13 protein-coding genes are annotated in these 21,688 nt (G+C 42.2%); 10 read left to right on the forward strand and 3 right to left on the reverse strand.

Annotated features, from left to right (window positions below; translation table 11 throughout):
- Nucleotides 1-301 precede the first annotated feature (301 nt).
- On the forward strand, nt 302-1,522 hold the full coding sequence (gene sstT / locus L4C39_RS12265) for a serine/threonine transporter SstT (protein WP_017052239.1): 1,221 nt from the start codon (nt 302-304) through the stop codon (nt 1,520-1,522).
- Between the two features lie 67 nt (nt 1,523-1,589).
- Here sstT and L4C39_RS12270 read toward each other — a convergent pair whose 3' ends face one another.
- A complete protein-coding gene (locus L4C39_RS12270; protein ID WP_171755558.1) occupies nt 1,590-2,735 on the reverse strand; it encodes a tetratricopeptide repeat protein in 1,146 nt (381 codons plus the stop codon).
- A 373-nt stretch (nt 2,736-3,108) separates the two neighbouring features.
- Between L4C39_RS12270 and L4C39_RS12275 the strand changes: the two genes are divergently transcribed.
- The 3 genes from L4C39_RS12275 to pulA all read left to right on the forward strand — a co-directional run bounded on the left by L4C39_RS12275 (nt 3,109) and on the right by pulA (nt 11,366).
- Nucleotides 3,109-4,881 (forward strand): alpha-amylase family protein, encoded by a 1,773-nt coding sequence (locus tag L4C39_RS12275; RefSeq protein WP_429746135.1) that lies wholly within the window; start codon nt 3,109-3,111, stop codon nt 4,879-4,881.
- Between the two features lie 312 nt (nt 4,882-5,193).
- Nucleotides 5,194-6,372 carry a maltose/maltodextrin ABC transporter substrate-binding protein MalE gene (gene malE, locus L4C39_RS12280; protein ID WP_017052235.1) on the forward strand — a complete coding sequence of 393 codons (1,179 nt, stop codon included), beginning with the start codon at nt 5,194-5,196 and terminating at the stop codon, nt 6,370-6,372.
- A 629-nt stretch (nt 6,373-7,001) separates the two neighbouring features.
- Nucleotides 7,002-11,366 (forward strand): pullulanase-type alpha-1,6-glucosidase, encoded by a 4,365-nt coding sequence (gene pulA / locus L4C39_RS12285; RefSeq protein WP_429746165.1) that lies wholly within the window; start codon nt 7,002-7,004, stop codon nt 11,364-11,366.
- Between the two features lie 123 nt (nt 11,367-11,489).
- On the opposite strand, the gene L4C39_RS12290 is transcribed toward pulA, so the two are convergent.
- Together L4C39_RS12290 and L4C39_RS12295 are read right to left on the reverse strand one after the other, a co-directional pair.
- Entirely contained in the window at nt 11,490-11,921 is a 432-nt protein-coding gene (locus L4C39_RS12290) for a bactofilin family protein (protein ID WP_136995035.1), read from the reverse strand.
- A complete protein-coding gene (locus tag L4C39_RS12295) occupies nt 11,825-12,772 on the reverse strand; it encodes a M23 family metallopeptidase (protein WP_113798572.1) in 948 nt (315 codons plus the stop codon). The genes L4C39_RS12290 and L4C39_RS12295 overlap by 97 nt, the downstream gene beginning before the upstream one ends.
- A 249-nt stretch (nt 12,773-13,021) precedes the next feature.
- Between L4C39_RS12295 and L4C39_RS12300 the strand changes: the two genes are divergently transcribed.
- From L4C39_RS12300 to L4C39_RS12325, 6 genes are all read left to right on the forward strand, one after another.
- The gene (locus L4C39_RS12300; RefSeq protein WP_429746138.1) at nt 13,022-13,690 is read left to right on the forward strand and encodes an HAD family hydrolase; all 669 of its coding nucleotides are present in this window, start codon (nt 13,022-13,024) and stop codon (nt 13,688-13,690) included.
- 225 nt (nt 13,691-13,915) lie between these two features.
- Nucleotides 13,916-15,952 (forward strand): methyl-accepting chemotaxis protein, encoded by a 2,037-nt coding sequence (locus L4C39_RS12305; RefSeq protein WP_113798786.1) that lies wholly within the window; start codon nt 13,916-13,918, stop codon nt 15,950-15,952.
- Nucleotides 15,953-16,301: 349 nt separating this feature from the next.
- Nucleotides 16,302-17,630 carry an anaerobic C4-dicarboxylate transporter gene (locus L4C39_RS12310; RefSeq protein WP_429746141.1) on the forward strand — a complete coding sequence of 443 codons (1,329 nt, stop codon included), beginning with the start codon at nt 16,302-16,304 and terminating at the stop codon, nt 17,628-17,630.
- Between the two features lie 431 nt (nt 17,631-18,061).
- Nucleotides 18,062-19,054: a BMP family ABC transporter substrate-binding protein gene (locus L4C39_RS12315; RefSeq protein ID WP_136995031.1), complete on the forward strand. Its 993-nt coding sequence runs from the start codon at nt 18,062-18,064 to the stop codon at nt 19,052-19,054.
- 2 nt (nt 19,055-19,056) lie between these two features.
- Nucleotides 19,057-20,574: a diguanylate cyclase domain-containing protein gene (locus tag L4C39_RS12320; RefSeq protein WP_429746144.1), complete on the forward strand. Its 1,518-nt coding sequence runs from the start codon at nt 19,057-19,059 to the stop codon at nt 20,572-20,574.
- Between the two features lie 184 nt (nt 20,575-20,758).
- Complete coding sequence (locus tag L4C39_RS12325) at nt 20,759-21,637, forward strand: glycerol kinase (protein ID WP_429746146.1); 879 nt, start codon at nt 20,759-20,761, stop codon at nt 21,635-21,637.
- The last annotated feature ends 51 nt before the right edge of the window (nt 21,638-21,688 follow it).

A 21,688-nucleotide genomic window follows, 5' to 3' on the forward strand; every position in this document is an offset into this window, starting at 1 on the left:
CACTCTCTGTCACTATATCGGCTAGCCTTAACCCGCTAGCCGACATTGAGCCAATCACTATTCGGCTAAACCCCATGAATGACGTCTAAATCGACAAACGCCCCTTCAGCGCAATAAAACACTCAAATAAATCATTTTATCAACATTTAACACCCAAAAAATCAACATAAGATAAGCTTTTATCCCATCTTCAATAAAATCCTAGACACAAAATTTTGTGTAGTTAATATGTCAGATATTCAGTTAGCAAATAACTGAAATACTATAAAACTTATAAATTAACTTAATTGCAGGGATATATATGCAAAACAACAACCTTATCGCCCGCTTTGCCCGGGGCAATCTGGTACTTCAAATACTCGCCGGTATCGTTCTCGGTGCAGTACTTGCAAGTGCTTCTCCTAGTAGCGCTCAAAGTGTCGGCTTACTGGGTAGCCTTTTTGTCGGAGCATTAAAAGCGGTTGCACCCATTTTAGTCTTCATTCTTGTTGCTGCTTCGATCGCTAACCAAAAGAAAAATCAACACACGCATATGCGTCCAATTGTTGTTTTATACCTTTTTGGCACCTTTGCTGCTGCATTAACCGCTGTTCTAATGAGCTTCATGTTCCCAACCACTTTGACACTGGTTGCGGGCGCGGAAGGCACAACACCACCACAAGGCATCGCGGAAGTTTTAAATACTCTACTGTTCAAACTTGTCGATAACCCAGTAAATGCGTTAATGAGCGCTAACTATATTGGTATTTTGGCGTGGGCCGTTGGACTTGGTTTAGCTCTTCACCATGCATCAGATACAACCAAAGCCGTCTTTGAAGATTTAAGCCACGGCGTATCACAAATCGTCCGTTTCATTATTCGCCTAGCGCCATTTGGTATCTTCGGTTTGGTTTCTTCAACGCTTGCTACGACCGGTTTTGAAGCACTTGGTGGTTACCTTCAACTACTGTTCGTATTGCTTGGTTCAATGGCGATCATCGCACTCGTGGTTAACCCGATCATTGTGTATGTAAAAACCAAAGAAAATCCATACCCTCTGATTTTCCAATGCATTCGTGAAAGTGGTGTCACTGCGTTTTTCACTCGTTCAAGCGCGGCTAACATTCCTGTCAACATGGCGTTATGTGAAAAGCTTAAGCTAGATGAAGATACTTACTCTGTATCCATTCCTCTAGGTGCAACAATCAACATGGCAGGCGCGGCAATAACAATCACAGTGCTAACCCTTGCTGCTGTTCATACAATGGGGATTGAAATTGACCTACTGACGGCGATACTACTGAGTGTAGTTGCCGCAGTATCTGCTTGTGGTGCTTCAGGCGTTGCAGGTGGCTCACTACTGCTTATTCCATTAGCTTGTGGTTTATTTGGTATTTCAAACGACGTAGCAATGCAAGTCGTCGCGGTTGGTTTTATCATAGGTGTGATTCAAGACTCTGCTGAGACAGCGCTAAATAGTTCAACAGATGTCGTATTCACTGCTGCGGTATGTAAATCAGAGCAAAAGAAAGCGGCTCAATAAGTTAGCCGATAAATATGAAAAAGAGAGCATTTTGCTCTCTTTTTTTTGGTTTCTAGTTTGAACACTTCTAATTAGTTTGCGATTTATCTTCAGCCGAATAATCGCTATTGGGTAGAAAATCAAAACTGACATCGAAAGCAGACTTATTAACGTCGTCACTTTCGACAACTACATTATCAACAGGCTGCATATCTTCAGAACTTAATTTTTCAGGGAAGAACTCTTCTCGCTTATACAACTTATTCAATGCTCGAATAATCGAGTGCTTAGGGGCAGCCCCTTCTGTTAACTTTTTCATTAACGGCTTTGAAAGAGTTTGAAGCCCCACGACCGTTTCCACATCAATGATCCCACCAACCACATCCCTTGCTGCCCGTGCTGGTTCATAACCGAAGTGAGCCGAAAGAAATAGCCATATATACGCAATCGCATTGCCATTCGCGCCGTGTTCACGCCATGCCTCACCGGCATGATACATCGCTTCATAACTTCCTTTTTCAGCGGCTAGCTCTAGCCAGTAACACCCTTTTGTGTGGCTTTTTTCAACACCGATACCATGCAGATAGTTCAAGCCTAACTTGATACGACCGTTACTATTCCCTTTATTTGCCGCAAGCTGATACCACTCAGAAGAAGCCACTGGTGATTTATTCATGTTCTCTTTAGACATACTCCAATCGCCCATAAAAAGCATTGCCTCAACATTGCCTTCATCAGCCACTTCTTCAATAACAGAGACACCTTTAGGTATATTTTTATCGGTGCCTCGCCCACCAATTAGGGCTTTGCCTGCTTCATATTTTGCGTGCTTATCACCATCAGCCGCAGCGATGCTTAATCTCCAAAAATTAGCCTGCTCTTTCAAGATAAGGTCATCTTTTACACGATCACTGATTCTAACCACACCGTACATGCCGCTTACATTGTCCAATTTAGCCGCTTTGTTGTACCAGTACAGTGCTTCTTTCAAATTTCCTCGTTCTGCTTCTTTAGCCAAAAACAAAATCGTTGGTACATGCCCAGTTTCAGCTTTGAATACTCGTTCTTGTTGCTCTTGCTGCTTTGCCTTTTCAATCGCTTTACGATAAGCCACTTCTCTCGCTTTGCGTTCTTGTTCGATTCTCTGCTTTCTTAAAGAGAGAGAAACCAACCAAACGAACACTAGCACTAAAGAAAGCAATGTCGCTCCAATCGCAATTCCCATCGTACTCATAAATATCATTCTTTTATGGTTATTCAGCACTACTGCTTAAAATCTCTTAAACAGAACGTAATCATTAGTTTTATAGCGGCTCGATTATATAAAACTTGAGCATTATTCACTCATCTATTTGTACAAACAGCACTCAATTATGCAATAAAAATTGAAAACTGAGACCTCAAAGCTAACCCTACGCCCCTAAAGATGAATAAAGGATGATTTATCCGAGAATAAATTTCGCTAGCCTAAAATCACTAACAACAAACAGTGGCTTACTTTCAATAACTTACCCAAAGATAATGCACACCTCCAGCCTATCCGTAGGCTCGGTGTAATTAATTCATGAAATTGGGTTAAAGCGATGAAACACAAGGTAATATCAAATATGAAAAACAACAAATTCGCGATTTATCAAGTCTTCACTCGTTTATTTGGCAATACATCAACGACCAATCAGCCATGGGGAACGGCGGCACAAAATGGAATTGGAAAATTCAGTGACTTTACCCACATGGCACTATCTGAAATAAAATCGCTCGGAATAACCCATATCTGGTATACCGGAGTACCCCACCATGCTGTGATTCAAGACTATCAAGATTATGGCATCAGCAATGATCACCCTAGCGTTGTCAAAGGACGGGCAGGATCTCCGTATGCTGTCAAAGATTACTATTCCGTAAACCCTGATTTGGCTGACGATCCTGCTCAACGAAATCAAGAATTCGATCAACTCATCGAACGTAGCCATCAACATGATTTAAAAGTGGTCATTGATATTGTACCGAATCACATTGCTCGTCAGTACAAAGGGTTAAATAACCCAGAAGATGTAAAAGACTTCGGCTATGACGATGACACAAGCGTCGAATATAACCGCCACAACAACTTTTATTACATCCCAAAACAAGCATTTCAACTGCCTGACATCCCAATGCAATTTTTACCTCTCGGCGGAGAAATACATCCTTCCTTACACACACCGTTCAATGAGTCTCCAGCTAAATGGACAGGAAATGGCTCAAGACTTGCCAAGCCTAACTTTGATGATTGGTATGAGACCGTGAAGATCAATTATGGTGTTCGACCTGATGGAAGCAAAGATTTTGACGAACTTCCAGAGCACTATGAAGAGCTTGGTTATCAAGAACATTTCGCCTTTTGGCAACAAAAAGAGGTGCCTGACTCTTGGAAAAAATTCCGTGATATCGCGTTATTTTGGCTCGACAAAGGGGTAGATGGGTTCCGTTATGACATGGCAGAGATGGTGCCCGTCGAGTTTTGGAGTTATATGAACTCGGCAATCAAAATGAAAAATCCCGACGCTTTTTTGATGGCTGAAGTCTATCAGCCTGACCTTTATCGCACTTATATTCATCAAGGAAAGATGGACTATCTATACGATAAAGTGGATTTATACGATTCACTGAAAGATATTATCCAAGGGCGTGGAGACACAAAAAACATCTCTGATATCCAATCAGCAATGGCGGATATTGAACATCACATGCTGCACTTTTTAGATAACCATGATGAACAACGTATTGCTTCACCACAATTTGCTGGGGACGCAAACTTAGCTCGCCCAGCAATGCTGATCAGCACTCTCATGAGTAGTTCGCCAACTATGATCTATTTTGGTCAAGAGGTGGGAGAACCTGGCGCAGAAGAGGCCGGATTCGGACAACCGTCTAGAACCTCTATCTTTGATTATGTCGGCGTTCCACATCATCAGCGATGGATGAGTGACGGTAAATTTGATGGCCATTTGCTCACTGAGAATGAAAAATCACTGCGAACCTTCTATAAGAGCTTGCTCAACTTTTCTCTCAATGCTTCCTGCATGACTGGGGAATTTGATGATTTATATCTCCGAAACCAGCAGCAACTTGGACAACGAACGTATCTGTTCGCCCGTCATGATCATCACCAAGTTGTTATTGTTGCGGCTAATTTTGATAGCCAATTAAGCTTAGAGCCAACGTTAACCATTGACTGCGATGTAATAGAAAAATGGCAATTAAGCGATGGTGAGTATCAGTTCATTGAGCAAATAGAAGGGAAACAGTCACTATTATTGACCGTCAAAGAGGGAGTGGGGTCGCTTTCCATTCCTTTACAGCCTCTCGCATCATATGCATTTAGCTTAATAAAATAGATCTTTAGGGCACTTTTCGAAGTGCCCTATTTTTAGGTCGATATTACTCAAGAAAATATTCCGTTCCTCCTCACACTTCTTTAAATACTTTTCAAGCGCAATTCTGTGTAAATGTTGATTAGCGTCACTCATAATTACTATGAAATAGTTTTTAGCTATATCAGATCACCTTTAGCCTATTTCTCAACCACTATCCAACCTCGTAAAATAGCGAAAAATTCAAATAGTTGTCTCACTTCAAACCTGAGCGAACCTAGCTGTGAATTGGATAACTTTTCTCCTAACGGAACGTTCGATATAACGGAATACATTATGAAACGTGCAATTAAAACTTTATCTGTCTGTGCTCTTGCCACTCTTATCGCATCACCAGTTATGGCGATGGAAGAAGGCGAAATTACTATCTGGATCAATGGCGATAAAAGCTATGATGGCTTATCCCTTATTGGCAAACAATTTGAAGAGGACACCGGCGTTAAAGTGCGAGTTCAGCACCCAGATTCATTAGAAGCGAAATTCCAACAAGCTGCCGCAACGGGTGGCGGTCCTGATATTATTTTTTGGGCTCATGACCGCTTTGGTGGCTACGCTGAATCTGGCCTACTTTATGAAATCAACCCAAGCAAAGAGTTCAAGAACAAGTTGGCAGACTTCAGTTGGGATGCCGTAACATTTGACGGCAAACTCGTCGGCTACCCAGTTGCGATTGAAACTCCTTCTCTTATTTACAACAAAGATTTACTTCCAAACCCACCGAAAACATGGGAAGAGCTTGAGTCCATTCATAAAGAGATGGCAGCCCAAGGCAAAACTGGCCTAATGTGGGATGTTAAGAACGCATACTTCACCTGGCCAATGATCTCTTCTGGTGGCGCATTTGCATTTGAAAAAACGGCAACAGGCTACAATGCAAAAAGCACTGGCGTAAACAACGCGGCAGGTGTCCACGGCCTTCAATTCCTAGTGGATATGGTAAATAAAGGGGTAATTAACCCAAATATGGACTACTCCGTTGCTGAAGGTGCTTTCACTAAAGGTGAAGCAGCAATGACAATTAATGGCCCTTGGGCATGGGGTAACCTAGATAAACTTGGCGTAAATTATGGTGTCGCGGTTCTACCAACCCTAAACGGTGGTAAAGGCAACCCATTCGTAGGCATACTAAGTGCTGGTATCAACGCTGCGAGCCCTAATACAGACCTAGCCGTTGAGTTCTTGGAAAATTACTTGTACAAAGATGAATCACTTAAAATCATGAACGATGATAAACCTCTAGGGGCTGTAACCCTTAAATCGTTCCAAAAAATCTTAGAAAGTGATGAAAGAATCAAGTCAACAATGATCAATGCGGAGAATGGCGAAATAATGCCAAACATCCCTCAAATGACGGCATACTGGTTCGCAGAAGGTGCTGCAATTGATAATGCAATGCAAGGAAAGCAAACCGTAAAAGAAGCCTTGGATATGGCAGCGAAACAAATCACCAAATAATTTAAGTTGTTTAGAAAATAATAATAAAAGGTACACCCAATTGGCTGTACCTTTTTTATCGCCTTTCAAAAACATCATATCCTGTATATTTAAATCACTTATAACCGCCGCCAATCTAATATTTCACCCGCCCAATTCAAAATGCAACAATAAACTCACAACTTTACCCGCCAATCCATCCCCGCCCAAAGCACAACCCTACCAACAATAGATAAAGCTAAAATAATCATTTATAATCAACAAAATAGATAGAGAATAACTGTTTCACCCATTTAACCACCCACACAATAATGTTAATTCATCGCGTAAAATAACCAGTCTAAAAACAAGCCTTTCATCACTAAATGGAGGCTTAGTACTCCTCCCCCTCTTCTCCACCTTATTTCTACGCCCTTATAAAAAACAGAAAAATAATTGAGCTATTGATCTACATTTGCATTAAAAAATGCACTACAAAATGTGACTCGGATATTACCAAATGGATAATAACCCAAAAAAAATAACTTTATAAATAAAGTTCACATTAAGTAGAAGGCATATGTTTTTAATATATTAAAATTAAAGTCATCATAATATGGATATATAACGTGAATACAAAACTCTTTAAACTTTCAACCCTATCAAAGGCAATGATTCCGCTATTGTCCGCGGCCGTAATTACTGGCTGTGGTAGCGATAGCGACTCATCATCACCAGTGGTCCCTGCTCCTTCAACCCCAGGAGAAGTCGAGCTAACACCGAGTGTTAATTTACCAGCAGCCGCTCCAACGCCAACAGCCGATCAAGTTGTTGTCAGTTACATCGCGCCTGCAGTGAGTACTTTCAAAACAGTAACAAAAACGGTTGATTGGAATCTTGTATGCGGTGAGAAAAGTTTCACCGCAACTTCATCGGATGAATTTGGCCCAATTTGGCTTCTAACCGCAGCAGATGTCATTGGAGCTTGTAACATTTCAGATGGCTCGACCGATGTTCCTGTCGCAATTGATGCTGATGACGCAGGAAAATCACTGGGTGTCGCTTCAAATGGCACAAAAATCACGGGCTCTCGTCAAGACACCTTCATGGCTTCTCACGGCCTAGATCAAACAGGTACTGATGTAAAATTACCGAAAGTTTCCGCTCCTGATGAGCTTCCTGCTCCAGCGTCAGGCTTCTTTGCACTGAACCTTTATGATGCACTTGGTGATTACAAAGAAGAAGGTGCCGATAAAGATGGCTACGGTAACCTGAACCTACATATTTGGAATAACAGTAACTGTAATGCCGTCGACCCTACAGCGGTCAATAATGGCTGGGATGATGTCTCTGTGACTCCAAGCGACTCTGACGAGTTTGGTCCAGTGTGGTACATCCCTGTAACGGATGATCCGACTCAATGTTTCAATGTCATTTTCCGTAACTCAAATAAAGATAAGTTGATTAACAGCGATTTAGTTATCGATATCTCAAATATTGCTGATAATCCAAGCGTCACTTATATCCCAGGAAACCAAACGTCTTACGCGACCCGAGCACTTGCGTTTGAAACAGGTGGCCCATCATCTGAATTTACCATTGATACCGTTGGTGCCATCCTCTTAGATGACAACACTATGGTATGGAAAGCTGGTTCAGGTGCCGACTTAGTACAAATAATGTTCACGCCTAATGGTAAATTTGACGTATCGGAAGATGGTGTTGTAAGCGGTACATCTATCAAACTAACGAGTACAGATCTTTCGGATGAACAGAAAGCGAAATTCCCACATTTAGCTGATTACCCTGCGTTTGAAATTCCGACACTTCCTGCTGACTTAGCTTTAGCAAACCTGATGAAAGGTAGCATGGTCGCTATCTCTTCAAGTAATGGCGCTGATGGCGAAGCCTCTGAATTACGTTCATCAACTGCGATTCAATATGCTGGTGCTCTTGACGCAATCTTTGCTGAAGCGGCGACCGACTTAGAGTATGGCCCGATCTACAGCGATGATGGCGTTACTTTCCGTCTTTGGGCTCCAACAGCAACCGATGTTGAACTGGTTGTTTACAATAGCGGCAAGTCCGTTGTATCGCGCCATGAGATGACAGAAGACAGCAAGTCAGGCAGCTGGAGTGTTGAGCTAGAAAAAGATACGGTTGATGGCCAATTCTACCGCTATGCGATGAAGGTTTTCCAACCTCGTGAACAAAAAGGCTACGGCTACGAAGTAACTGACCCATACTCAGTCAGCTTATCGACCAACTCTCTATACAGCCAAGCGGTTGACCTTGATTCTGATGATCTTAAACCAGATGGGTGGGATAGCTTAAAATCACCTCATTCACAAAATGAAGCAGATGGCGATTTATCTGACATGGTGATCTACGAATCACATGTTCGTGACTTCTCTGCTCGTGATGCTAGCACTGAAAACAAAGGTAAATACTTAGCCTTTACAGAAGCGGACTCAAAACCGGTTGATCACCTAAAACAGTTAAGTGAAGCGGGGATGACCCATTTACACTTAATGCCTGTTTTTGATATTGCAACGATCAACGAAGACCCATCGCAAGTCGCGAATATCGATCAACCATTCAGCAAACTGTGTTCACTTAAACCGGAAATCAAGAACGACGACAAATTCAAAGAGTACTGTGACAGTGGCAACACCATCGCAGAAGCCTTTGAAGAACTTCAAACAGAAGACAATAAAGACAACGCTGTTGTTGAAGCATTAAACGAATATGTTCGTGCTGTCGATAGCTACAACTGGGGCTACGACCCATACCACTACACTGTGCCAGAAGGTTCATACGCCACCGATGCAGAAGGTAGCAAACGTATCCTTGAGTTCCGTGAAATGGTTCAGTCGGTTAAAGAAGATGTTGGCATGAACGTTGTCGTCGATGTGGTATACAACCACACCAACGCATCAGGCCTTAACGACAAGTCAGTACTTGATAAAGTCGTGCCGCTTTATTACCAACGTTTAGTACCAGATACAGGTTCTGTTGAAACTTCTACCTGTTGTGACAATACCGCACCAGAAAATGCGATGTTTGCTAAGCTGATTGATGACTCTGTTCAAACATGGACCGAAGCTTATAAAATCGATGCCTTCCGTTGGGATTTGATGGGACACCACCCACTGTCACAAATGAAAGGAACTTTAGAAGCAGCTCGCGAAGTTAACCCTGATGTTTACTTCTACGGTGAAGGTTGGAACTTTGGTGAAGTCGCAGATAACAAGCGCTTCGTTCAAGCGACTCAACCAAACCTAGGTGGCACTGGTATTGGTTCATTCTCAGATCGTCTACGTGATGCGGTACGTGGCGGTAGCCCATTCGATGGCGGCGATGCAATTCGTGAAACTCAAGGTTTTGCAACGGGTGCTGCGACTTTACCCAATGAGCTTATGCGTGATGCAGAAGGTAATGTGTCGGCAGCAGAAGTTAAGCGTGCTCAACAACAAGTTGACCTCACTCGTTTGGGCATGGCGGGTAACCTTAAAAACTTCAAGATGGTTGATTTCGAAGGCAATACGCAAGTAGGTTCTTCAATCGACTACAACGGCCAGAAGGCAGGTTATGCAGAGCAACCTTGGGAAGTTCAAAACTACGTTTCTAAACACGATAACCAAACCTTCTGGGACAGCAACATGTTCAAAGTTGCCGAAGAAGCGACTGTTGAGGTACGTGTTCAGATGCAAACCATCGGTATGTCTACGGTTCTACTAGGCCAAGCGATGCCATTTAACCATATGGGTGGTGAACTCCTTCGTTCTAAATCGATGCAGCGTGATTCTTACGATTACGGTGATTGGTACAACCTAGTTGACTTTACTCTAGCGGATAACAACTGGAATAAAGGCTTACCAGCAAAAGAGAAAGATGCAGCGAACTACGACCAAATCACTCGTGCAACGGCTGACGTAAACTCTCAACCTACTGCTGTCAATATGGAGCGTATGTTTGAGAACTACAAAGAGTTACTGACTCTACGTAAAGCAAGCGACTTGATGACACTGCCAAGTGCTGAAGAAATCATGAACCGTGTCGATTTCCGTAATACAGGCAAAGGTCAAATAACCGGTTTAATTGTGATGACCATTGATAATGGTACGACACAAACTGTGGACTTAGACCCAACCCTTGATGCTATCGTCGTTATGATTAACGCAACACCTAACGCACAGACTGCTAAAGACTTTAAGGACAATGAAGATAAACTGATCGCACTAACTGGCTTTGAACTGAGCAGCAAGCATAAAACTGATGGCATTGCAGGAGATGCAAGCTTTGCCGATGGTACTTTCACGGTTCCAGCATGGTCAACAGCTGTCTTTGTTCAAGCTCGTGGTGATGCACGCGGTCTAGGTTTACCTGTTGCACTGAAAAAAGCAGACTTACCTCCATTCGGTAAAGCCAAGGTATACATTGCTGGTGGATTTGAGCAAGCAAACTGGAACCCTTCAGCAATTGAAGTTCCTTACACTAACAGCGGTCTCTACACTGTCCAACTAGGACTTGGTGCCGATACTGGTTATAAATTCACCAAGGGTTCTTGGGATAATCAAATCAGCTGTGATAACGATAACTGCCCATCAAACTTCACTGACATGGGTATGTACGAGTTCTCGCTGGATGCGACAGACCCAGAAAACCCAGTTGTGGTGGATGCAAAACTGGCAGAAAGCTATAAAGATAAAACGTGGTTTATTCCAGGAACACTTGCTGGAGGTTGGGATCACGCTGATGGACGTCAAATGACAACTGACTCTAAAGATGCAACTTTAGTGACTTTCACAACTGGTGAACTCACCGCTGATGAAGCGACTGAGTTTAAACTCACTTGTGGTGGATGGGGCAATTGTGAACATGGTTTCTCTGCTGTCACCGTCGCTGACGAATCATTACCACTAACAGATAACAATGGAAACATCGCCTTCACTCCAGCAGAAACTGGGGCATATACAGTTACGTTCGATATTCTATCGAAACAAGTATCGATTAAGGCTGAAGGTATCAAGTAATATTAGCTACTAACCGATAAAAATCCCCGAACGTATTGGCGTTCGGGGCTTTTTTTATTTCTGTTGTAAATAGGCTTATGTATTCTCTACCAAAGAATCAGACACCTACAACGGCACTATCGCTTATTGGTTCACTTGCGCCAATATCTCAGGGTCATCACACTTTCCGGCTTGCATTTCTTTTAGTTCAACAACTTGGTTTGAAGAAGCAGGGTGAGTCGTTCCGCTAAACTTACCGCCTTGTTCAATGCTTAAGTTGTCGCTGTAAATGGTACCACTCACTTGACCTTGACTGAGCACTTCAACACTATTGGCATGGCAGATACCATCAAGAGAACCGTTCACAATGACTTTGTCTGCAAATATTTCCCCTCGGATACAACCAGCTTGGCTGATCACTAGAGTCTTGGCGACATGAATTTCACCTTCAATCTCGCCATCAACTTGGATATCACTCTCTAGCTTGAATTGTCCGCTAATTGCACAACCTTTTGCGATGAGAGTTGTAGCTGAGCGCTGACTCTGTGCTCGACTTTGTTTACTAAAGATTCCCATCGGATACCTCGTTCTTTACTAAATATTGATTCAAATTCATTTACTCCCCAATCGACAAACGGTCGAGGATCTAACGCTCGGCCAACAAAACGAATTTCATAATGCAGATGTGGACCAGAAGACAGGCCACTATTTCCTGAGTAACCAATCAGGTCGCCTTTCTGTACAAAATTGCCCCTTTTCACTGCAAACTTTTTCAAGTGAGAGTATGAGCTCGAAAAGCCGTAAGAGTGTTGCAAACGTAAAAAATTACCGGAGCCTTTATTACTAGGCCTAGTCACTTCTACGACACCGTCTGCTGGTGCATAAATAGGAGTGCCTGTATTTACTGCAAAATCTTGTCCGCGATGAGTCTTTATTTTGCCTGTGATAGGGTGCTTGCGTTTACCATAACCTGAAGAAATTCGCGCATTATGTACAGGAGCACCACTTGGAATCTGGGTGAGCATCACCATTCTGACAGAAGAGGTAATGGCTGCGGTATCTAAGCGTGATTCTAATTCACCGCTACTCTCTTTCATTCCAAGAACTTTTTCTAAGTCCCCTAAGCGGTCAGAGACAATATGCATTCGCTCTTCACGCTCTAACAGATCACTCTCTAAATCCAGTTTAAGATCTTTTAAAGAGGTCACTTCTTCAGTCAGCGTCATTGATTGACTGACGAGCTCTTGTTGCTTAGATTTTGCAAAATCAACTTCGTTCGACAAGTAGTAAATCGCACCACCAGCCGAAATCACACACGCAATGAACGAATACCCGACACATTTCAGGCAATGGCGATACCACTTATTTAAATGGTAATGTTTTGTCCCTCGCACTGAGGATACTGAAACAATGACTCTTTCTTTCATAACTACCAAAAGTCGCTAACCATTAGAAGTCGCCGATTTTAACAATCTTAAGCTCTATCCCGTAATGAATCGCTCATCAATTCCACACTATTCACATTGTTATTGTTCAATTTGTGATTTAGCGCCAAACTAACGCCCCATTGAATCGTTCCATTATTGCTTAAAGGGATGGCATCAATTCATGATATAAATATCAGTTCTTAACTCACTGCGCATGACACGAAATACATGATTGATTGGAGATAAACCATGATCAAAGCACTACTTTTTGATATGGATGGACTGATTTTTGATACAGAATGGATCTATAAAGAGAGTTGGCAATACGCAACCCACCTTCAAGGTTTCGAGTTAAGTGACGAACTGTATTACGCATTTATTGGCGTTCAAGATAAAGATTGTGAGCGACTACTAACTCTGCATGTCTCAGACAAAATAGATTTAGATATGCACCGAAATACTCGTAATGCCTATTTTAATTCGATGCGAGACAGTGGAGGGATCAAATACAAATTCGGGTTCCATGCCCTATTTTCCACATTAAAAAGCAAAAATCTGAAATGCGCCTTAGTCACGTCATCACCCCGTTCTGACGTTGAACGTAATTTTGAAGGAAGCCTCTATTTAGATCAATTTGATGCCATCATCACCGCAGACAGTGTTGCTCAAGGAAAACCAAGCCCCGACGGTTATTTAAAAGCCATGCAACAACTCGGCATTGCACCGGAAACATGCTTAGTACTTGAAGATTCTAACAATGGGGTGCTCGCAGGCCTAAAGGCTGGATGCATTACCGCGATGATACCTGACCTTTTAGGCCCAAGGCCGGATATAGAACCGCATATCCACTATATTCTGAGGGATCTCGAATCTGCCATTGGCATCATAGATTCTACACCTCAAGCTAAATTGCACTAAAAATATACTCACCCCATATGCCTACACAGCCATACTGTCTTGTTTTTAAACGAGAATAGAAGTGATGAAAGTTTTGGCTCCCATCTTAGGTCATATTCACAATAGAAATAAAAGCTTAATGTATATCAATATCCACTATTGATAATTTTGTAGTATGCGGTAAAACTGAACAATGAAATCATTCATCTAATATTGATATGTATGTCACCTAAACAAGGGCCAAAAATGATAAATAGTTACAAAAACCGAAGTGTTGGGTTTCAACTCAAACTGGTCATTAGCCTGTGCTTACTCATTGCGTTCACTTCAATCGCAACATTAGCATATCGAACTGCATCAAAAACGCTACTCGAAACCACATTGACTGAACATCAGTCTAAAGTGGAAGCGATGGCTAAAACAATTTCAGGTCAATTCGATGCCTACCTGCATAGCGCAAAAACTTTAGAGTCCACTTTTCGAAATGGCTATCTAGCAGGTGTCTACTTAGAAGATTACACCGTTGATTTTCAAGGGAAAGAAATTTTTAACGTCACTCAATATGGCGAAAGCTTGATCAACGATACTAAGCTTGTTGACAGCTTCACCCGTGATACTGGCGCAGTCGCAACACTCTTTGTACCATCCGGAAATGATTGGGTTCGCGTATCTACATCTTTAAAGAACCCAGCAGGTAACCGAGTCGTCGGGACGACCCTTGGAACCAACCATCCTGGTTATCAAAAACTGAAAAGTGGCCAACCTTACTTTTCACAAGTAAAACTGTTTGGCACAAATTACATTACTTACTACTCACCAATTTTGACCTCTGACGGTCGATCTATGGGGATCTCATTCATTGGTTTACCTGTAGAAGAAGCAACGCAAGAGCTGTTTAAATCTCTAAACTCAGTACATTGGGGAGATACGGGCTACACCATTCTTGTCGATAATGCTCAAGGACGTCAAGGCCGCTACCTACTCCACCCTAAAAACGATGAGAACGATCCGCCGATCACTGAGACAACAGATTACGCAGGTAACAAACCTTACTTACAAATCTTCGAACAAGCTTCAGGAACCATTACATATCCATATGAATACAATGGAACGGTCGGTGAAAAATACTTAGTGTTCACCGAAGTTCCTGGCTGGAACTGGAAACTGCTAGGTGGCACATTTATTAAAGAAGTAACAAAAGGCAGCGATGAATTACTAAAATTAATCGCGCTCATTTCTGTACTCGTTGGCGCTGCAACATTTGTTGTATTGACCATCTTTTTGAATCGAACACTAAGTCCATTGACTTTGCTTAGTGGTTATATGACCAAGCTTGGTAAAGGCGAAGTCAGCATCAAAATCCCAATGGGCAGTGAGAATTCATCGAATGAGATCGTAAACCTCAACAATGGGGTTTCATCCATGGCGAGCCAGCTCGATGAATTGGTTACTCAAATCCGAACCACCAGTGATAGCGTAAGCGCTCAATCTAATGATGTTGCTGGTAATGCTAATCAAAGCTTAACTCAAGCAGATGCGCAACAGCAGCAGGTTGAACAAGTCGTCGCAGCAATCGAAGAGATGGCAACGTCTGCACAATCCGTTGCTGAACAGGTTGAAGCGATTGCAGAGAATGTACGCCAAGCAGACACAGATAGCCAAGCAGGGCTTGAAGTTGTGGAAAGCGTCTGCATTGATGTCGCGCAGTTGAATGACCAGCTAGACCAGTCTGCTGAAGCGATTGAAACGGTTAATAAAGATAGTGAAAGCATTCAATCGGTCACAAGAATGATTGATGAAATAGCAGAACAAACCAATTTACTCGCTCTTAATGCGGCTATCGAAGCGGCTCGTGCGGGTGAACAAGGCCGTGGGTTTGCGGTTGTTGCTGATGAAGTTCGCACACTTGCACATCGCACACAAACATCGGTTAAAGATGTGGTGACGATTATTGATCAGCTAAAAAGCTCGACAAGCAATGCAGTGAAGTTAATGACACAGAGTCAAGACAATGCAAACCATGTATTGAACAAAGCACAACAAGCAGGCGGCGCGCTAGAGTCAATCGCAGAACAAGTCCGCTCAATCGCGTCTCAAGCGGATACCATTGCCGCAACATCTGAACAGCAAGCGCAAGTATCACAAGAAGTGGCAACCAGTGCGACCGAGATTAATGACCTTAACACTCAAAGTCGTAGTGTCAGTGAGAAAACATCCGCTAGCGCTCAGCAGCTTCAGCATGAGGCGAGTTCACTAAAACAGCAAGTTGATTTCTTCCATTAATAGACTCTCTGTTTAAACCGGTGATGACATTGATTTAGCCCAACGTCATCACCGAAGAGGATTTCACAATTATTGGGCCCCGCAATAACAGCGTTGTTGCGGGGTCTTCTTATATCCTCAATATGCATATTAATAAAAAGAATAATAAATTAACTCAGGAGGACAATTAACATAACGTTTTACCTACAGAATTTCCGTTATTTATTTACTTTTATCAGCTATAGCGTGACTAACCCTTAAGTATTAATATTCCATTTTTACTCGTTATTATTGTGTGAGCTGCATTTCATAAATTAAACCCATTTGAGCGGAAAATATATCCAACAATACTAATTAAAGGGATATATCTATGCTGTATTTAGAGTTTCTATTTTTGCTCTTAATGCTCTATATCGGTTCTCGCTACGGCGGTATCGGACTTGGAGTCGTGTCAGGAATCGGGCTTGTCGTTGAGGTCTTTGTTTTCAAAATGCCACCAACGTCTCCGCCAGTGACTGTGATGCTTATCATTTTAGCGGTTGTCACTTGTGCTTCAATTCTTGAAGCCGCAGGTGGATTGAAGTACATGCTTCAAGTCGCTGAAAAATTACTAAGAAAAAATCCGAAACGCGTGACGTTAATTGCCCCATTTGTTACCTATTCAATGACTTTCCTTCTGGGTACTGGTCATGCGGTTTACTCAATCATGCCCATTATTGGCGATGTCGCATTGAAAAATGGTATTCGACCTGAACGACCAATGGCAGCCTCTTCTGTTGCATCCCAAATTGCCATTACTGCTTCGCCAATCTCTGCTGCTGTTGTCTATTACCTCGCGCAATTGACAGATATCCAAGCTGATATCACGCTGCTTTCTATCTTGCTGGTTACCGTTCCAGCAACGTTATTTGGTACGCTATTAATGTCTCTTTATAGCCTAAAACGCGGTAAAGAATTAGACGATGATGAAGAGTATCAAGCACGTTTGGAAGATCCTATTTGGCGCGAAAAAATCCTTAATACTACCGCGACATCTTTAGATGAAGAGCTACCAACCTCTGCTCGTAATTCAGTATTAATCTTCTTAGCGGCGATTGCTGCCATTGTCTTCATTGCCATGGTTCCAGAGATCCGCACCATCGTTGACGGTGATAAACCCATTAAAATGTCGGTTATCATTCAAATGATGATGCTCGCGTTTGGTGGTGTAATTCTTCTCGCCACAAAAACCGATCCTAGAGACGTACCTAACGGCGTGGTGTTCAAATCAGGAATGGTTGCGGCTATCGCTATCTTCGGTATCGCATGGATGTCCGACACCTACTTCAAATATGCAATGCCACAATTTAGATCCGGTATTGTTGAAATGGTAACGAACTACCCTTGGACCTTCGCTTTAGCGCTATTCATTGTATCTGTTGTGGTTAACTCACAAGCAGCGACGGCTCGGATGATGCTTCCTGTCGGCTTAGGGTTAGGACTTGACCCAGCTTTACTGATCGGCTTGATGCCTGCAGTATATGGTTACTTCTTTATTCCGAACTACCCATCAGACATTGCAACCGTGAACTTTGATAGCTCAGGAACCACTAAAATTGGCAAGTGGTACTTCAACCACTCCTTCATGTCTGTCGGTTTAATCGGCGTCATTGGTGCCTGCTGCTTAGGCTATGTTCTAGGACAGATCGTCATCGGCTAAACAGCAGCAACTGAATAACAACAATTAAAACGCAGGTGCTCTAGCCTGAACATGAGTGCTTGCGTTTTCCCCTTCTTAATATGCCATTTAGAGTTTAAGTATCGCTTACTAGCTTTAATTAACTGAATAATAGAAAATCCTAGCTTAACCGTATATTCCCTCATAAATCAAATGGTTGCATTTCGTTACATTTGTAATATTGACAAGTACAAGTCGTATACTTTCCAATACGCACTCAATTGCTTTTAACAAATATCTAAAACTATAATCCAGTTGGCATTTTGTTTATTTTAATACCGTTATAATCAGCAATTGCGTCATTTAGGTGTTCAACTTATGGTCAATCCAAAGCAAAGTGCTGGCCAACATAATACATATAAAACTTAACACCTATGCGTCATACATAATAAAATAATAATTGAGACAATTCAGTGGCTAAAAAAATATTAGGGCTTATCGCAGCACTACTCACCTCCCACGCTCTTGCTGCTCATGACGAGTTAAAACCCTTAGTCTTATTTCAGGGAAAGTTAGATGAAGGAACTTATCTACACATGATTGATCGGGGCATCACTCGCTTTGAGGAGGTCTCTTTAATTCCCGTGACTCGTAAACGGCTTGAACGTGATAACGAAGCCTACCTCAGTGAGTTAAGAAAAAATGCAGAGCAAGGCTACAGCCCTATCATTGTTCAAGATGCTAATTCACTCGAACACTTTGATCAGGTGGCCAACAACTACCCATCGACTCGATTCATCTCTCTAGATGTCGCGTTCGATGTCCCTAACATATTGGGCCTTACCTTTAACCATGCAGAAGGTGCCTATGTGATTGGGTACGCTGCAGGGCTAAAAACGACAACAAACAAAGTTGGGTTTATCGGCGGGTTAGATATTCCTGTCATTGAAAATTTCCGCTGTGGGTATGAATTAGGGCTAAAAAAAGCCAACCCAACAGCCACGCTTTCTACTGATTACATTAATACAGGCGCGTTTTCGTGGGATGACTCTGCAACGGCGAAACGACTGGCAGAAACGATGACCAGCAATGATGTTGACGTTATATTTCCTGTCGCAGGCTTTGCTAGCCAAGCCGTCATGGAGACCATGAAAAATACAGAAGGTGGATTCAGTTTCGGAATCGACTATGACTACAGTAGTAAGTATCCAAACACGGTTGTAGCCTCATTAGAGAAGCGAGCTGACCGTGCTATTTTTGCGGCTCTAATGTTACTAAAAAATGATATATGGAACAGTAATGAGAAACGTTTTGGGATAAAACAAGGCATTATTAACATTATCATCAACCAGAATAATTCCAATTTATCCGATGATGAAAAAGAGCAGATCAATGATGTTCTCGTAAAACTGAAAGGCAAAAACAATTCAGTTACGCGTGAAATTTCAACCCTATGTCAGATATAAAAATGAAGAAACTCTCTTCCTACATTATTATTTTATATACCATATTAACCTTAGTTCCGATGCTGGTTATCGGAGGGTTTGGGGTAACAAAAACATTAATTTCTGAACAAAATGAGCAGAGAAACTTATACGAAAAAGTCCTTTCTCAACAGCTCATTAATGCTCAGAAATCACTAAGCCGCTTCGACCTCCCTCTAGCAGAGTTAGTGGTTAACGACCTTTCGCGCCTCGATTACATCACATCCGTAAGATTAGAGTCTGAAATTTATGCGATGACACTGGCAGAAGTCGTCAATGACACCACTCAAGCAACTGATCTAATTGAGTTCTCTTACCCTGTATATGGCGTGAAAGGCAATAGCTTAGGGAGCTTAGTGGTCTACAAAGATAACGACGCATTTAGTAACGCTATTTATTACTCCATGCTACCTAAAGTAGTGCTATTCATTTTACTGGTTGCCTCGATCTCTTACCTTTTTAGCCGTCAAATACTCGCTACATTGAAAAAACCATTCAGCGATGTGCAAAATTTCACCTTATTGGTTGCCAATGGCGAATTTGAAACCCCGCCTCCGAAGCACAACCGCTTTGTCGAGATTGATGCTCTTTTTTCATCTTTAGAAACCATGCGTATTCGTCTATTGGGCTCTATGAAACAGCTAAGACGGAGTGAGGAACGCTACTCAAGAACCTACAATTTAACTCAAGTGTGTCTATTTGTTATCAGCGTTAAGACGGGGAAAATAGTAAGAGCAAATCGTAAGTTTATGCAGATATTTGGGAGTATTAAAGCCATCAATAATGCAGATGATGGCATGCTGCTGGCTCAATTCATCCGCTTACTTATGCTACGTGAAAACAATAATGGATTCGAGTATTCACTGACTATTGCCAACTCTACGAAGTACTTTCAGGTAAACCACTCTGAACGAATTCAAGATGAAATTGAGTGCTCAGCTCTAGACATTAGTGAGCTTATCGAAGCAAAGCAACTGGCAGAATTACAACTAAAGACAGATGCTCTTACTGGGGTTCCAAATCGAGTTAGCTTTAACGCATTTGTTGAGCAAGTAGAAGATGGGTTCCACGATAGCTTTACACTTATGATGCTTGATTTAAATGGTTTTAAAGCCATCAACGATACTTATGGTCACCTCGCGGGAGATGCTCTTCTAAAAACGATCGCCTTGCGTTTAGCGGCCGATGTTGCGTCATTAGGTTCCGTCTACCGATTAGGTGGTGATGAGTTCATCGTTTGTCTCACCAAGCTTCACTCAGAAGAACGCCTTCAAGAGATCGCAAACTCATTAGTAAAATCTATTGAGGGCGTGATCCACCATAAAGGACACCTACTCTCCCTCTCTGCTAGTGTGGGCATTAGCCACTATCATGCCTCTAATGGCGTCGCGATTAGCGATATTTTACACGATGCAGATGTCGCCATGTACTATGCAAAAACACATAAATTGCCTCCTGTTTTCGCCCATGACTTAGCGACTTCTTCCGCTCAAAAAGCTTAGCCTATGGGTTGTTAGTCCTAGATTCTAAGTTTTAGGGTTTAGGGTTTAAAAACTTTAGCTTTGATTTTGAGTCGTTTTGATAATGGATAGCGTTGGTTCCAATAAGCTTTGGTCTCTATTTCCAAAATACTCATGATTGCGGAATGCTGATATGATAAAGACGTCTTAACCTTGGAGCCTCTATATGTCTGAAAAAATCTCAACTTCTGCGCTTGCTAGACTGCGAGATATCGAACCCAAGCAACTATTTTCTGACTTAAAAAAAGCAGGCTATATTGTACGGGTAGAAGATAAGTGGATCCTTACTGAACAAGGCGAAAAGTTCGGCGGAGAGTTTCTTGATCACCCCAAATTTGGGCCTTTTATCATCTGGCCTAGCAACCTCCTCATTGATATGGACGCCACTACTGGTCAACTTCAAAGTGCCACTCAACTTGGCGAGCGATTTAAACTCAATGCAAAAAAAATCAACCAACTTTTAAGTGAATTAGGCTGGATTAAAAAAACCGGCCAAGGTTGGGAAATCACAAGTTCCGGATTTCGAGTGGGTGGGGAGCAAAGAGAAGATAAAGCATCTGAAAGCCTATTTGCTTTATGGCACGATTCCATTTTACGTAACAAGCGACTAAAGCAGTCTGTTATTGAGTTCCTTGGACAAGATGCCGAAACTCACACGACGGATAAATCAATATCCAGTTTTAGACAAAAGTTTGAAGCCAAACACCGTACTCTTGATGGGCACTATGTTCGCTCTACCGACGAGCTAATTATTGATAACTGGCTGTATATGGCTGGTGTTGTCCATGCCTATGAGAGACAACTTCCAATCAATGAAGATGTCATCAGTGATTTTTATATTCCTGCTGGAAAAGTCTATTTGCAGTACTGGGGCTCAGAAACAAGTACAGGCAGTAGTGGTGCTCGCGAACAGAAAAAAGCAGCCACTCTGGCGATATACCAAAAACACGGCTTTAATTTGATTGAGCTCTCTGCTGACGATATCCCAAATCTAGACACGGTACTTCCACCAGCATTGCGCAAATTTGGAATCAAGGCTTACTAAGGTTTATATCAAAAAGAGGGCTTACAATAGATCTCCGCAGAAATAATACCC

Source organism: Vibrio clamense (assembly GCF_050337905.1).
GTDB classification, from domain to species: Bacteria; Pseudomonadota; Gammaproteobacteria; order Enterobacterales; family Vibrionaceae; genus Vibrio; species Vibrio cortegadensis.